The organism is Variovorax sp. HJSM1_2 (assembly GCF_049316285.1).
Classification (GTDB): Bacteria; Pseudomonadota; Gammaproteobacteria; order Burkholderiales; family Burkholderiaceae_C; genus Rhodoferax_B.
Map to the genome: position 1 here is coordinate 111,873 of NZ_JBMOXA010000010.1, position 14,347 is coordinate 126,219.

Here is a 14,347-nt window from a genome sequence, read left to right on the forward strand (position 1 = left end):
AAGACTTCATCACGCAACCGCCCGCGCCAGTTGGCGCTCATTTGCCGGGCGGCGGCGCAGCTTGTCGAGCAAGACATACACCACGGGCACGGTCAGCAGTGTGAGCAACTGGCTGGCGATGAGCCCGCCTATGATGGTCACACCCAGGGGCTGGCGCAGCTCCGCGCCCTGGCCAAAGCCTATGGCCAGCGGCAATGCCCCCAGACCGGCGGCGAGTGTGGTCATCAGGATGGGACGAAAGCGCAGCAGGCAGGCTTCGCGCACCGCCGCTTCGGCGCTGAGGCCACGCGAGCGCTCGGCCTCCAATGCAAAGTCGATGATCATGATGGCGTTTTTCTTGACGATGCCAATCAGCAAAAACAGGCCAATGAGCGCAATCACCGACAGCTCCATGCGAAACAACAGCAAGGCCAGCACCGCGCCCACCCCGGCCGAGGGCAGCGTGGTCAACACGGTGATGGGGTGCACCAGGCTTTCGTACAGGATGCCCAGCACCAGGTAGATGACGATGATGGCCGCGAGTATCAGCATGGCCTGCTGGCTGCCGCTGTCCTGCGCCGCACGCGCCGTACCCTCAAAGCTGCCGCGCACGTTGATGGGCATGGCGATATCGGCCTCGGCCTGTTTCACCAGCGCCTGCGCTTCGGCCAGGGTCACACCCTCGGCCAGGTTGAACGACACCGTGCTGGCCAGTTCAGTGTCCTGGTGGCTGACCGAGCTGGCCACGGCGCGTTCGCTGAACTTGGCAAACGCCGCCAGCGGCACCATGGTGGTGCTGCTGCTGGCCAGCGCCTGGCCGGTGGACGCGCCACGCAAGGCCGGGTTGGCCGAGGTGGTGGTCGACGTGCCGGTGCTGGCGTCGGTGGTGTTTTTCAGCGAACTGGTGCTGGTGCTGCCGCTGCTCGAGGTGCTGCTGCTGAGTGTGGACGGCACATACACATCCTGCAGCACGATGGGGCTGCGCTGGTAGCGCGGCGCCCACTCCATGATCACCGAATACTGGTTCAGGTCGTTGTAGATGGTGGCCACCGAGCGTTGGCCGAAGGCGTTGTAGAGCGCACTGTCCACCGCACTCGACGTGATGCCCAGGCGCGCGGCCGCATCGCGGTCTACATCAACAAAGGTTTCAATGCCGTTGTCGGCCGACTCGCCGTCCACATCGGTCAACTGCGGCAACTCGCGCAAGCGGTTTGCCAGTTTCTCAGACCATTTGGACAGGTCGGCCGCGTTGTCGCTTTTCAGCGTGTATTGGTTGTTCGAGTTGGCCGAGCGCCCGCCCATGCGCAACTCCTGCACCGGGCCCAAAAACACCCGCAGCCCGGTGATCTGGTTCAACTGCGGACGCAGGCGGTTGACCACATCGGTGGTGCTCTCGGTGCGTTGGCCCAGCGGCTTCAGGTTGACAAACATGAAGCCGCCACCCGCACGCGAGCCGCCGCCAAAGCCCACCACGGTGTCCACCGCCGGGTCTTTGTGGATGATGTCCACGGCCTGCTGCAGCTTGAGTGTGAAGTCGGCCGCCGAGATGCTGCGGTCGGCGCGCAGGCCGGCGTTCAGTTGGCCGTTGTCCTGCTGCGGAAAGTAGCCCTTGGGCACGTGCGCAAACAGGTAGACGTTGAGCCCCACCACGGCCACGAGCGAGAACATCACCGCCGCCTTGCTGGCCAGGGCCCAATCGAGGCTGTGGCCATACAGGCGCAGCACCCGCTGCCAGCCACGCTCGCCCCACCCGGCCAGCCTGCCGGGTTTCCTGGACGGGTCTTCGGCCTCGGAGCGCAGCAACATGGCACACATCATGGGGGTGGTGGTGAGCGAGATCACCAGCGAGATCAACACCGCCACCGACAGCGTGACCGCAAACTCGCGGAACAGCCGCCCCACCTGGCCGCCCATGAACAACAGCGGAATAAACACCGCCACCAGCGACAGGCTGATGGACAACACGGTAAAGCCGACCTCGCGCGCCCCACGCAGGGCCGCCTGCATGCGGTCCATGCCGGCCTCGATGTGGCGCGTGGTGTTTTCCAGCACCACAATCGCATCGTCCACCACAAAGCCGGTGGCCACGGTCAACGCCATCAGGCTCAGGTTGTTGAGCGAATAGCCCAGCAGGTACATCACGCCGAATGTGCCCGCCAACGACACCACGGTGGCCACGGCCGGGATGATGGTGGCGCGCGCGCGGCGCAGGAACAGCCCCACCACCAGCACCACCAGCACCACGGCGATCATCAGCGTGACCTCCACCTCGCGCAGCGACGCACGGATGGAGTTGGTGCGGTCGGAAGCCACGGCCACTTCGATGTCGGGCGGCAACTGGGCGCGCAACTCGGGCAACAGGTCGCGCACGCCGTCCACGGTCTCGATGATGTTGGCACCGGCCTCCTGGGTGATGAGCACAATCACCGCCGGCTCGCCATTAAACAGGCCCACGGTGCGGGTGTTCTCCACGCTGTCGCTCACATTCGCCACATCGCGCAGGCGCACAGCGGCGTCATTGCGCCAGGCGATCACCAGGTCGCGGTAGTCGGCGGCGCGCAGGCCGGGCGCGGGGGTGTAGATCTGCAGCCGGCGGTCGCTGTTCTCGATCACACCCTTTGGGCGGTTGGCGTTGTTGGCCTGTATGGCGGCACGCACGTCCTCGGAGCTGATGCCCATCTTGTTGAGTGCATACGGTGTCAGCTCCACGCGCACCGCCGGCAACGAGGCGCCGCCCAGCTCCACGTCGCCCACACCCTCTACCTGCGACAGGCGCTGGCTGACCACGTTGGACACCGCGTCATAGATCTGCCCCGGTGTGCGGCTCTTGGAGGTGAGCGCCAGAATGATGGCCGGCGCCGCCGAGGGGTTGGCTTTACGGTAAGTGGGATTGCGGCGCAGCGAGGCCGGCAGATCGGCCCGGGCGGCGTTGATGGCGGCCTGCACCTCGCGCGCCGCCGAATCGATGTTGCGCGACAGCTCGAACTGCAGCGTCACACGCGTCGAGCCGCTGCCGCTGTTCGACGTGAGCTCGGTCACACCGGGGATCACGCCCAGGCGCCGCTCCAGCGGTGTGGCCACACTCGAGGCCATGGTGCTGGGGCTGGCTCCGGCCATGCTGGCCGAGACCGAAATCGTCGGGTAATCCACCTGCGGCAGCGGCGCCACCGGCAGGAAGAAAAACGCCATCACCCCGGCCAGTGCAATGCCAATGGTCAGCAGCACCGTGGCAATCGGCCGCTCGACGAACGGGCGCGAGAGGTTCATCGCAGCGTGCTCCCGGCGTGTGATGCGGTGGAGCCGTGGCCCGTAAGGCGCCGGCCCAGCCGGTCAAACGCCAGGTAGATCACTGGCGTGGTGAACAGAGTGAGCACCTGGCTGAGCACCAGGCCGCCAAAAATCGCCAGTCCCAACGGGCGGCGCAACTCTGCGCCCTCGCCCCAACCCAGCATCAGCGGCACGGCGGCGAACAAGGCGGCCAGCGTGGTCATCAAGATCGGCCGGAAGCGCAACAACGCCGCCTGGTGGATGGCCTCTTGCGGTGATTTGCCTTCGTTGCGCTCGGCATCGATGGCGAAGTCGATCATCATGATGGCGTTTTTCTTGACGATGCCGATCAGCAGGATGATGCCTATGATGCCGATCACCCCCAGGTCGTTGCCCGTGACCATCAGCGCCAGCAAGGCGCCGACCCCGGCCGAGGGCAGCGTGGACAGAATCGTCAGCGGGTGCACATAACTCTCGTACAACACACCGAGCACGATGTAGACACACACCACAGCCGCCAGGATCAGCCAGAGCTGGTTGGTCAGCGACTTCTCGTAGGCACCAGCGGCGCCCAGGAAGGTCATGCTGACACTCGCGGGCATGCCTATGTCTTGCGCGGCCGCGCGAATGGCGGCCACCGATTTGCCCAAGGCCACGCCAGGCGCGGTATCAAACCCCACGGTAGCCGCCGGGTACTGCGCCACACGCGTGACCTGCAGCGGCGCACCTTGTTCACGCACCGTGGCAAAAGCCGACAGTGGTGTGGCCGTGCCGCCGCCGGTTTTCAACTGCAGGTTGCCCAGGCCCTGGGGCGAGTCGAGGCCGGTGCGCTGCGCCTCCAGGATCACGCGGTACTGGTTGGTCTCGGTGAAGATGGTAGAGACGATGCGTTGGCCGAAGGCGCTGTAGAGCGCGTCATCGACCGCGCTGGCGGTGACGGACAAACGCGAGGCGGTGTTGCGGTCTATGTCCACATAGGCGGCCAAGCCTTGCGCGCCCGCGTCGGTCGTGGGGTTGCGCACCTGGGCCACGGTTTGCAGCCGCTGCACCAGTTTTTTCGCCCAGTCATTCACGGTGGCGGTGTCGGCACCTTCCAGCGACAGGCGGAACTCGGTGGGGCCGGTTTCGGCATCGATGGTCAGGTCCTGTGTGGGCTGCAAGAACAGCGTGACGCCGGCCACCTGGCTGTGCACGGCCTGGCGTATACGCGCCATCACATCGGCTTGCGCACCACGGTCGGATCGCAAGTTGATCAGCATGCTGCCGGTGTTGAGCATGGTGTTGTTGGCCGCATCCACACCCACCACCGAGCTCAGGCTCAACACATCGGGGTCGGCCAGCACCACGTTGGCGGCGGCTTGTTGCAACTCGGCCATGCGCAGGTAGGACACGTCTTGCGAGGCTTCGATGCGCGCCTTCAACTGGCCCGTGTCCTGTGTCGGGAACAGCCCCTTGGAGATGAACACATACATCAGCGCCGTGAGCACCAGCGTGGCCAGCGCCACCAGCATGGTCAACGCCTGGTGGCGCAGCACCCATTGCAGTTGAATGTCGTAGCGCGCAATCACGCGCTCAAAAAAGCGCTGCACACCTTGGCCCATGCGCCCCATGAGGCCGTCTTGGCGATGCCCGGTTTCGGCCGTCAACCAGCGTGCCGACATCATGGGCACCAGGGTGAGCGACACCACGGCCGAGATCAGGATGGTGATGGCCAGCGTGACCGCAAATTCGCGGAACAAACGCCCCACCACGTCGCCCATGAACAGCAGCGGAATCAACACCGCCACCAGCGACACCGTGAGCGAGATGATGGTGAAACCCATTTGCGTGGCGCCCTTAAGGGCGGCGGCAAACGGCTCTTCGCCCTTCTCCAGATAACGCGCGATGTTCTCTATCATCACAATCGCATCGTCCACCACAAAGCCGGTGGCAATGGTCAGCGCCATCATGCTCAGGTTGTTGAGCGAGTAGCCCAGCATGTACATCAGCCCGCAGGTGCCGATGAGCGAGATCGGCACGGCAATGCTGGCGATCACCGTGGCGCGCAGGTTGTGCAGGAAGAAAAAGATCACCAGCACCACCAGCACCACGGCCAGCACCAGTTCCAGCTGCACATGGTGCACCGAGGCACGGATGCCGGTGGTGCGGTCGGACAGGATCTCCAGCTTCAGCGCGCTGGGCAGCGAGGCCGACAGCTCGGGCAACTCTTTCTTGATGGCATCGACCGTGGCGATGACGTTGGCGCCGGGTTGGCGCTGCACGTTGAGGATGATGGCGGGGTGTACTTGGTGAGCCGCCACGCCAGGCACTGGCGTGTCCTCGCGGCCCGGCGCGGCGCGGTGCTCGTCTTCTGCCGCAGCCTTGAGCCCGGCCCAGGCGCCGAGTTGTGTGTTCTCCGCGCTATCCACCACCTTGGCCACTTCGCGCATACGTACCGGCGCGCCGTTCTTCCACGCCACCACCAGGTTGCTGTAGTCGGCCGCCGTGACCAGTTGGTCGTTGGAGTTGATGGTGTAGGCGCGTTTCGGGCCGTCGAAGCTGCCCTTGGCGCTGTTGGCGTTGGCGGCGGTGATGGCGCTGCGCAGGGTGTCCAGGCCAATGCCCACCGATGCCAGCGCCTGGGTGTCGGCCTGTATACGCACCGCCGGCCGTTGCCCGCCGGAGAGTGTGACCAGTCCCACGCCGCTGACCTGGCTGATCTTCTGCGCCAGCCGGGTGTTGACCAGGTTTTGCACCTCGGTCAGCGGCAGGGTGTCGGAGCGCACGGCCAGCGTGAGTATGGGCGAATCGGCCGGGTTCACCTTGGCGTAAACCGGCGGCGCAGGCAGGTCGGCCGGCAACAGCGAGTTGCCGGCGTTGATGGCGGCCTGTACCTGTTGCTCGGCCACATCCAGGGTCTGGTCCAGCGCAAACTGCAGCGTGACGATGGAGACACCGGCTGCGCTGGTGGAGCTCATGCGGTTCAGCCCGGCCATCTGGCCGAACTGGCGCTCCAGCGGCGCACTCACGGTGCGGCTCATGACTTCGGGGCTGGCCCCGGGGTACAGCGTCTGCACCTGGATGGTGGGGTAATCCACCTCGGGCAACGCCGCCAGCGGCAGGAACTTGAAGCCCAGCAAACCGGCCAGCACAATTGCCACCATCAGCAGGGCCGTGGCCACCGGCCTTTCAATAAACGGGCGCGAGGGACTCATGCCAGCCCCCCACAAACCTCAAGAGAAAAAGGCCATTCAGGCAACGGCAGAATGCGCAATAAGCTCTTCATTTGATAGCAAACTCGCATGCCATCAACGGGCCGGGGCCGAGGCTGCCGCGGCTGGCGCCGAGGCGGCGGCTTCGGCGGGTGCAGCGCCCGCGCCAGCACCGGGCCGGCGGCCACTGCGCGGACCTGAAGCACCATTGCGCGGCCCCATGGCACGCGGCTTCTCGCCCTGCAGCGTCACCATGGAACCTTCGCTCAAGCGGTCGCCGCCCTCGGTGACGACAATTTCACCGGCCTTCAGGCCTTCGGTGATCTCGGTCTCGTTGACTGTGGAGATACCACGTTTGACCTGGCGCACTTCCACACGCCGGTCGGCCTGCACCACGTAGACAAAGCTGCCCGTGGGGCCGTTGCGCACGGCGGTCACGGGCACCACCAGCGCGTCCACGGTGCGCAAGGTCATGCGCACGTTGACAAACTGGTTCGGGAACAAGTTGCCCTGGGTGTTGGCAAAGCGGGCCTTGGCCTTCACCGTGCCGGTGGTGGTGTCTATCAGGTTGTCCAGCGTGGAGAAGCTGCCGGTGTCGAGTGTGTCGCGGCGGTTGCGGTCGATGGCGACCACGGCCATCTGCCCCTTGGCGTTCTTGCCACCCGCAGTTTTGCTGCCAAGCACCTGGCGCTGTATGTCCGGCACCTGGTCCTGCGGCACGGCAAACTGCACATCGATGGGCGTCATCTGGGTGATCACCGCAATACCGGTGGTGGCATTGGCCGTGACGGTGTTGCCCGCGTCCACGCTACGCAGGCCAATGCGGCCCGACACCGGGGCGGTGATGCGTGTGTAGTCGAGGTTCACGCGGGCCGTGGCTTCAGAGGCTTTGTCGGACAGCACCGTGCCCTCCAGCTGCTTCACCAACGCGGCCTGGCTATCCACGTCCTGCCGGGCGATGGAGTCCTGGCCCAGCAGCGTGTTGTAGCGCGCCAAGGTCACGCGTGCGGCCTCCAGCTGCGCTTCGTCACGTTGGCGTGTGCCCTGGGCCTGCATCAGCGCCTGCTCGTAGGTGCGCGGATCGATGCGCGCCAGCAGTTGGCCCTTTTGCACCATCTGCCCTTCTTCAAACAGGACTTCGGCCAGCACACCGCCAACCTGCGCCTTGAGTGTCACCGTGGCCACCGGTGTCACCGTGCCCAGCGCATCCAGCGTCACGGGCAATGCCGTCTGGCGCACCGTGGCGCTGCCCACCGTGACGGTGAACGAGCCGGCACCTGGGCCTGGGCCTCCAGGCCCACCCGGCCGCCCCGGCCCGCCCATGCCCGTGGGGCCGGCGGCGGGACGGTGTGTCAAATACCAGGCCAAGCCCGCCAAAGCCAGCACCAGCAAAAGCGACAGGCTCCAACCTACCCAGCGCCGGCGACGCATGGGCGCCTGTGCGGCGGGCACAGCGAGTGCGTGGGATTCAGAAGCGGTGGCAGGCGATACGGGCACAGGATGGTCCATGAAGCAGAGGTGAAAGCGTCAAGAAATAAAGACGAAACCGAACATTCAGCATGTCCGAGTAAAACAGTTGTTTGTTGCAGTGTTGCCCGGCTGATCGTAAACCAGCAGTAAAGGCTGCGCCCCTGGACTGGTGCAGGGGAAACCCGGCGCCACGGACGCTAGACGATCAGCGCAGACAAGGCCGTCTTCAAGGCCTCGGGCAAAGGCGTGGGGCGGCGGCTTTGGCGGTCCACATAAACGTGGATGAAATGCCCACGCGCGGCCGTCCACTCCGCGCCCTCGGCGAACAGGCCGATCTCATAACGCACACTGCTGCTGCCCAGTCGGGCCACACGCAGACCGGCCTCGACTTTTTGCGGAAACGCCAACGAAGCGAAATAGTGGCACTGCGTTTCCACCACCAGGCCTATGGTGCTGCCGTGTTCGATGTCCAGCGCACCCTGGGCGATCAGGTAGGCGTTGACCGCCGTGTCGAACCAGCTGTAGTAGACAACGTTGTTCACGTGGCCGTAGGCATCGTTGTCCGCCCAGCGTGTCTGTATGGGTGAGAACACGCGGTAGGCGCAGCGTGCTTCGGCAACGGCTTTCGCCGGAACCGGGCTATGGGCGGGGGTTTGGGAACTCATGTTTCCATTTTGCCCGCGCCTTGTGTCTACGCAAAAAAGACCGGGATTAGAACGCTGCCCCTAATCATGTTGCATTGCAGCAAAAAAGCTTGCACCGAAAAAATGCATCCCTATAATTCAACCTATGCTGCACTGCAACATAGCTTTAAAGCTCAAGACGGCGCAGTAAGTGAAGATGTTTTTCTAACTTAACTGGAGATTTTTGATATGTTGACCGCAGAACAAGTTTTGGCCGCACAAAAAGCAAACATTGAAACCTTGTTTGGCTTGACCACCAAGGCCTTTGAAGGCGTTGAAAAACTGGTCGAACTGAACGTGACGGCCTCCAAGGCTGCCCTGGGCGAAGCCGCTTCGCACACCCAAGCCGTTCTGAGCGTGAAAGACGCACAAGAACTGCTGGCCCTGCAAGCCAGCCTGATGCAACCTCTGGCCGAAAAGACTGCCGCCTACAGCCGTCATCTGTATGACATCGCCCAAGGCGCCGGTGCCGAGTTCACCAAGGCTTTCGAAGGCCAAACTGCTGACGCACAAAAGAAGTTCGCCAGCCTGGTGGACAACGCTGTGAAGAACGCTCCTGCCGGCTCCGAATCCGCCGTTGCACTGATGAAGACCGCCGTGGCCACCGCCAACAACGCTTATGAGTCCGTGCAAAAGGCCGTGAAGCAAGCCAGCGACGTTGCCGAAGCCAACTTCAAGGCGGCCGCTGCTACCGCAACGACCGCTGCCAAGAAGCGTTAATTCAGGCGTCGCACGGCTGCTGATCAGTTGAAGAGGGCTGCGGGCCTGCATCTGCCACCAGATGTCAGGCCAGCACCGCGGAGTTTGAAGTCAGCCCTCTTGGGTTTCGTTCAAGTTGTCTCCTCGGGTCTTTCAGAGCTTCAGGCTCAGGGCCCCTTCAAGACCCCATCACTTGCCGTGGTGGGGTTTTTTTTCGCCTACTCGCTGACGCCCGGCTCCGCCTGCAGCCGCCGAAAAGTCTGACCCACCGCAGCCGCCAGATCGTCGTCATGCGTCACCAGCAGCAGTGCCGCGCCGCACTCGTCCACCGCGTCCAGTAGCACCGCCATGGCCTCCTGCTGCGACACCGGGTCCAGGCGCGAGGTCGGTTCGTCGGCAAACAACAGCGCCGGCCGGGCGGTCAACACCCGTGCCAGCGCCACCCGTTGCAACTCGCCACCCGACACCTCGCTTGGCCGGCGCGCCAACAATGCCTCGGGCACCCCCAAACGATTCAGGCGCTGCAATACCGTAGACCAAGGGCAAACATGGCGCTTGGCCACGTCGCGCAATGTCCGCTCCAAACTGACGCGCGCGGCGAACGAGGCGACCGGATCTTGGTAGAGCTTTTGAAACGCCGTGGGCGCCAAGCCAGCCACGCGCCGCACCTGGCCACGGTCGGCCGGCAGCAAACCGAGCAATACCTTGCCCAAAGTGCTTTTGCCCGTGCCGCTGGGGCCTTGCAACACCATGCGTTCACCGGCGCGCAGGTGCAGGTCGACGCCGTCGAACAAACGGTTTTCACCGTAAGACTTGGCCAGGTCTCGCCCGTGCAACAAGGTGGCGCCCGGCAAACGCGGCGCGCGCTTGGACCAGCGAGCCGGGTCGGCGGCCACAAGCTGCCGCGTGAAAACATGCTGCGGATGGGCCAGGATGGTGCGCGCGTCGCCCTCCTCGACCACCTCGCCAGCGCGCAACACCATCAGTTTCCCTCCCAAGGCTTGCGCCACACGCAGGTCGTGCGTGATCACCACCACACAGCCACCGTCGCGCTGCACGGCCTGCAGCATGGCCACGGTTTGGTTGCGCCAGTGGGCGTCCAGGCCCTTGGTGGGCTCATCGGCCAACAAGATGCGCGCCCCACCCGCACAGGCCACGGTGGCCGCCGCACGTTGTGCCATGCCGCCCGACAGCTGCCATGGGTATTGGCGTGCCGCGTCCGCCAGCCCAGCTGCGGCCAGGCCCACACGCGCTTGCTGCTCCGCCGCTTTCACATCCAGCCTACGCACCAATTCGTGTGTCTCTGCCAGTTGCGGCGCAATGCGCATCAATGGGTCTAGCGCCAGCGAAGGCTCTTGCGGCAACAGCGCCAGGCTGCGGCCCCAACGCGGGCGGCGCGCGCGCGCATCGTCCGCCCGACTCACCGCGCCGAGCAGCGAGACTTCGCCACCGGCACGCAGCACATCCGGCAGGTTGCCCATCACCGCTTGCGCCAGCAGCGATTTGCCGGCGCCGCTTTCACCCAGCAGCGTCAACACCTCGCCGGGGCGCAAGCTGAACGACACGTCGCGCAACAAAGGGCGCGAGCCGATGTGCACCGAAAGGCCCTTTACGGCCAACAAAACCTCTGAGCTCATGCGCCCTCCTCGTCCGCACCGAGCAGCATCATGCCCAGCACCAGCAGCATCAACAGCGCCACCGGTGCGGCGATCAGCCACGGCGCTTCTTCGTAGTGCGGTAGAAATTCAATCATCATCAATCCCAGTTCCGGCGTGGGCGGCTGCAGGCCCACACCAATAAAGCCAAGCGCGGCCAAGGCCAGCACCGCTTGTGCAGCACTGAAGGCCAACAGCGTGCCGAGCACCGGCGCCAAGGCCGGCAGCAGGTGGCGGCGCAAGAGGTAAAGCGAGCCAAAGCCCAGCAGGCGCGAGGCCTGTACCGCGTCACCCGCCAGCACCGGCCGGCTGGTGGCGCGGCTCACGCGGAAGTACTCCACCCACAAAGACAACGACAAGCCCAGGTACAGCGCCCAATGCTGGCCCGGTGCCAGCGCCGCAAACAGCAGCACCAGCAGCAGCCCGGGCACGGACATCACCGCATCGGCCAACATCACCAGCGCACGCTCCCACTTGCCACCAAGCCAACTGGCGGTGACACCCAACAGCACACCCGGCACAGCCGCCGTGACCGCTGCCAACAACGCCAGGCCAAGCGACAACTGCGCTGCATACACCAAGCGCGCCAACACGCTGCGGCCCAGCACATCCGTACCCAGCCAATGCGCCGCACCGGGCGGCAACAGGCTGTCGGCCAGAGATTGCTGCGCCGGGTCGATGCCGACCAGCACCGGCCCCAGTCCAGCAAACGCGGCCACCGCCAGCAGAACGGCCATGCCCACACGCCTGCGCCAAACACCACGTGTGCTGGCTGCATTGATGAAGGTTTGTAGAGACGTAACACCGTTCATGCTGCACCTCCGGCGCGCGGCTGCGCCACACGTTGACGTGGGTCCAACACCAGGCAGGCCGCATCGACCAACAGGTTGAACACCACAAACAGGCAGCCCATACACAGCGCCGCGCCCTGGATCATCGGCACATCGCGGCCAAACACCGCGTGCACCAGAGCGTGGCCAATGCCGGGCCAGGCAAACAAGCTTTCCACCACCACAGCACCCTCCACCAGGAACACCGCTTGCACGCCCAGGTAGGCCACCACCGGCACAGCGGCTTGGCGTATGCCGTGCAGCATCAGGGCTTGCCTGTCCGACAAACCTTTGGTGCGCGCAAACTCATATGACGGCGACGCCGCCGCCTCGCGCATGGCACTGCGCGCGACGCGCGCCAAACCGGCAGCCAGGCCCAGGCCCAGCGTCAGCGCGGGCAGCAACACGCTGCCGTGGTGGTCGTCTCCGGCCACCGGCAACACACCCATCTGCACCGCCACCAGCACCATCAACAACAGTGCCAACAAGAACGGCGGCAAGGCGCGCAGCACCACGGCCAGCGCCAGCGTGAGCCTATCCACCCAGCCGCCCACATGCAGGCCCGACCAGATGCCCAGCGGCAAACCCACCACCGCTGCCACCAGCAACGCAGCAGCCGCCAAGTCCAGGGTGGCACCCAGTTGGTGGGTGATTTCCGACCACACACTTTGGCCCGTGACCAAAGACGTGCCCAGGTCGAACCGCGCCATCTCGCCCCACCATTGCAGCAAGGCCAGCCAAACCGGCCGGTCCAGCCCGAGCTCGATGCGCACGGCATCGGCGGCGGCGTTGCTGACCAGGTCGTAGCCGTAACGGCCGGCGGCAATCCGCGTGGCCATGTCGCCGGGCAACGCCCGGGCCATGAAAAAACACACGGTGCCCACCAGCAGCCCCAGCGCCAATACCTGGGTCACGCGGCGCAGCAAGACTGCCGCCCATGGCGAGGTGGAACCCCTTCTGGTTGCAGCGGCCGAACTCATACGCTCCACCCCATTTGCGTGAGGCGGTACGAGCGCTCCAGCGGATCCAGGCTGACGCCGCTGAGGCGGCGGCTCACGGCCACTTGCTGGCGGTACCAGGTGATGGGAATCACCGGCAACTCGGCCTGCAGCACACGCGCCACCTCGGCCCGCAGCAACTGCACCCGCTCGGGCGAAGCGCCACCACGCGAAAGCTCAGACAAAGCCTTCAACAGGGCCTCGCTTTTCCAGCCCATGGCGCCCCAGTCACCACCTTCTGCGCCAAAGTCCTGCAGCAAAGTGCCCGTGGGATCGGGCACCGTGGCGTAGTTGCGCGCGGCCAGCGCCAGTTGCAGGCTGCCGTCGCGGTGACCCAGCGGGATGTCACCCGAATTGCCCACGTTGACCTGCACCGCAATACCGGCCTGGCGCCACTGCTCCTGCAATGCCGAGGCGATGATGGGCAGTTCCGGCCGGTCAGGAAAGGTGCGCAAACTCAAACGCAAGGCTTGGCCCGCAGCGTCACGCAAACCATCAACAGAGCGTTGCCAACCGGCCTCCGTCAGCAACTTTGCTGCGGCGACCGGGTCGTGCTGCAGCGGGGCCACAGCCGCGTTGTGCCAGCCTTTCAAACTCGGCGGAAACAGTTGGCTGGCGGCGAGCTCGGGGTCACGCAGCAAGGCTTTGGCAATGCCCGCGCGGTCGACGGCCAGGCTCAAGGCTTGGCGCACGCGCAGGTCTTGCAGCGCTGGCAAACCGGCGTTCACTTTCAGAATCACGGTGCGCGGCAGCGTGACCGATTCAATGCGCAACTGGCGCCGTGTGCGCAAGCGGGTCAGGCTGGCGGGGTCAAGGCCAAAAGCCAGATCGGCCTGCCCGCCCTCGGCCATCAATGCGCGGGTTTCGGCCCGGCCAGCCGCCAGATAACGCACCCGTTCAATCAGCGGCCTGGCACCATCAAAGCCCTCGAACACCGCCACTTCCACACTTTGCGGCGGCGTCAGCGCCACCACCTTGTACGGCCCGCTGCCAATGACGGTACGCACACTGCCATCGGCCGCAAAGCTGGCCGGCGCCAATATCTGTGTGCTGCTATGGGCCAGCAACGCTGGCAACCCGCCATAGGGCGAGGCCAACTGCAGCAGCACCACACCCGGGCCATCGGCTGCAATCGATTGGATGGGCGCCTGGCTCAGCAACGCGGGCGCCACACGCGCCGCCTGCAGGCAACGCACCACGGCCGCAGCGGTGACGGCTGTGCCGTCGTGAAACCGCGCCTTGCTGCGCAATACAAAACGCCAGCGCAGGCCGTCGGCAGACACGCTCCAGCGCTCGGCCAGGGCCGCAGTGGCTGTGCCGTCGTCGCGCGCATCGACCAGGGTTTCGGCCACCTGCAAGCGCGTGAAAACATAGCCGCTGCTGGCGGGCGCCAGGCCTGAGATTTCCCAGGGGCCGACAATTTGCAGCGGGCCACGCGCAGGCTCGGCGGCCAAGGCTTTGGGCGCGGCGGCCAGCGCCGAACCGGCCGCAGCCAACTGCAGCGCCTGACGCCGTGTGACGGCGCAGCTGCGGAGAGATGAAAGATTTTTGGCGAAAACAGCCATGGTCAACCCA

Annotated in this window: 9 protein-coding genes; 1 reads left to right on the plus strand and 8 read right to left on the minus strand. The window is 65.2% G+C overall.

The features are described 5' to 3' along the window. Positions 1–9: 9 nt before the first annotated feature. The 4 genes from ACFQ95_RS13320 to ACFQ95_RS13335 form a co-directional block, all read right to left on the minus strand. Complete coding sequence (locus ACFQ95_RS13320; RefSeq protein ID WP_422831654.1) at positions 10–3,246, minus strand: efflux RND transporter permease subunit; 3,237 nt, start codon at positions 3,244–3,246, stop codon at positions 10–12. After that, positions 3,243–6,440, minus strand: coding sequence for an efflux RND transporter permease subunit (locus tag ACFQ95_RS13325; RefSeq protein ID WP_422831656.1), 3,198 nt, complete (start codon positions 6,438–6,440; stop codon positions 3,243–3,245). Before ACFQ95_RS13325 ends, ACFQ95_RS13320 begins: the two co-directional genes overlap by 4 nt. Before the next feature lie 93 nt (positions 6,441–6,533). Continuing rightward, positions 6,534–7,946: an efflux RND transporter periplasmic adaptor subunit gene (locus tag ACFQ95_RS13330; protein ID WP_422831658.1), complete on the minus strand. Its 1,413-nt coding sequence runs from the start codon at positions 7,944–7,946 to the stop codon at positions 6,534–6,536. Between the two features lie 158 nt (positions 7,947–8,104). Further along, on the minus strand, positions 8,105–8,572 hold the full coding sequence (locus tag ACFQ95_RS13335) for an acyl-CoA thioesterase (RefSeq protein ID WP_422831660.1): 468 nt from the start codon (positions 8,570–8,572) through the stop codon (positions 8,105–8,107). Between the two features lie 207 nt (positions 8,573–8,779). On the opposite strand from ACFQ95_RS13335, the gene ACFQ95_RS13340 reads away from it, so the two are divergent. After that, positions 8,780–9,310, plus strand: a complete 531-nt coding sequence (locus ACFQ95_RS13340) for a phasin family protein (protein ID WP_422831662.1) — start codon at positions 8,780–8,782, stop codon at positions 9,308–9,310. A gap of 197 nt (positions 9,311–9,507) precedes the next feature. On the opposite strand, the gene ACFQ95_RS13345 is transcribed toward ACFQ95_RS13340, so the two are convergent. The 4 genes from ACFQ95_RS13345 to ACFQ95_RS13360 are packed head-to-tail and all read right to left on the minus strand — an operon-like array spanning position 9,508 to position 14,337. After that, positions 9,508–10,926: an ABC transporter ATP-binding protein gene (locus ACFQ95_RS13345; protein ID WP_422831664.1), complete on the minus strand. Its 1,419-nt coding sequence runs from the start codon at positions 10,924–10,926 to the stop codon at positions 9,508–9,510. Next, a complete protein-coding gene (locus ACFQ95_RS13350; RefSeq protein WP_422831666.1) occupies positions 10,923–11,756 on the minus strand; it encodes an ABC transporter permease in 834 nt (277 codons plus the stop codon). The genes ACFQ95_RS13345 and ACFQ95_RS13350 overlap by 4 nt, the downstream gene beginning before the upstream one ends. Next, positions 11,753–12,754, minus strand: a complete 1,002-nt coding sequence (locus ACFQ95_RS13355; RefSeq protein ID WP_422831668.1) for an ABC transporter permease — start codon at positions 12,752–12,754, stop codon at positions 11,753–11,755. The genes ACFQ95_RS13350 and ACFQ95_RS13355 overlap by 4 nt, the downstream gene beginning before the upstream one ends. Continuing rightward, positions 12,751–14,337, minus strand: a complete 1,587-nt coding sequence (locus ACFQ95_RS13360) for an ABC transporter substrate-binding protein (RefSeq protein WP_422831670.1) — start codon at positions 14,335–14,337, stop codon at positions 12,751–12,753. Before ACFQ95_RS13360 ends, ACFQ95_RS13355 begins: the two co-directional genes overlap by 4 nt. Between the last annotated feature and the right edge of the window lie 10 nt (positions 14,338–14,347).

Excerpts from the sequence above, each read along its gene's own strand:
- ACFQ95_RS13350 (WP_422831666.1), bottom strand. The coding sequence starts at position 11,756 with ATGAACGGTGTTACGTCTCTACAAACCTTCATCAATGCAGCCAGCACA.
- ACFQ95_RS13340 (WP_422831662.1), top strand. The coding sequence starts at position 8,780 with ATGTTGACCGCAGAACAAGTTTTGGCCGCACAAAAAGCAAACATTGAA.
- ACFQ95_RS13330 (WP_422831658.1), bottom strand. The coding sequence starts at position 7,946 with ATGGACCATCCTGTGCCCGTATCGCCTGCCACCGCTTCTGAATCCCAC.
- ACFQ95_RS13335 (WP_422831660.1), bottom strand. The coding sequence starts at position 8,572 with ATGAGTTCCCAAACCCCCGCCCATAGCCCGGTTCCGGCGAAAGCCGTT.
- ACFQ95_RS13360 (WP_422831670.1), bottom strand. The coding sequence starts at position 14,337 with ATGGCTGTTTTCGCCAAAAATCTTTCATCTCTCCGCAGCTGCGCCGTC.
- ACFQ95_RS13345 (WP_422831664.1), bottom strand. The coding sequence starts at position 10,926 with ATGAGCTCAGAGGTTTTGTTGGCCGTAAAGGGCCTTTCGGTGCACATC.
- ACFQ95_RS13325 (WP_422831656.1), bottom strand. The coding sequence starts at position 6,440 with ATGAGTCCCTCGCGCCCGTTTATTGAAAGGCCGGTGGCCACGGCCCTG.
- ACFQ95_RS13320 (WP_422831654.1), bottom strand. The coding sequence starts at position 3,246 with ATGAACCTCTCGCGCCCGTTCGTCGAGCGGCCGATTGCCACGGTGCTG.
- ACFQ95_RS13355 (WP_422831668.1), bottom strand. The coding sequence starts at position 12,754 with ATGAGTTCGGCCGCTGCAACCAGAAGGGGTTCCACCTCGCCATGGGCG.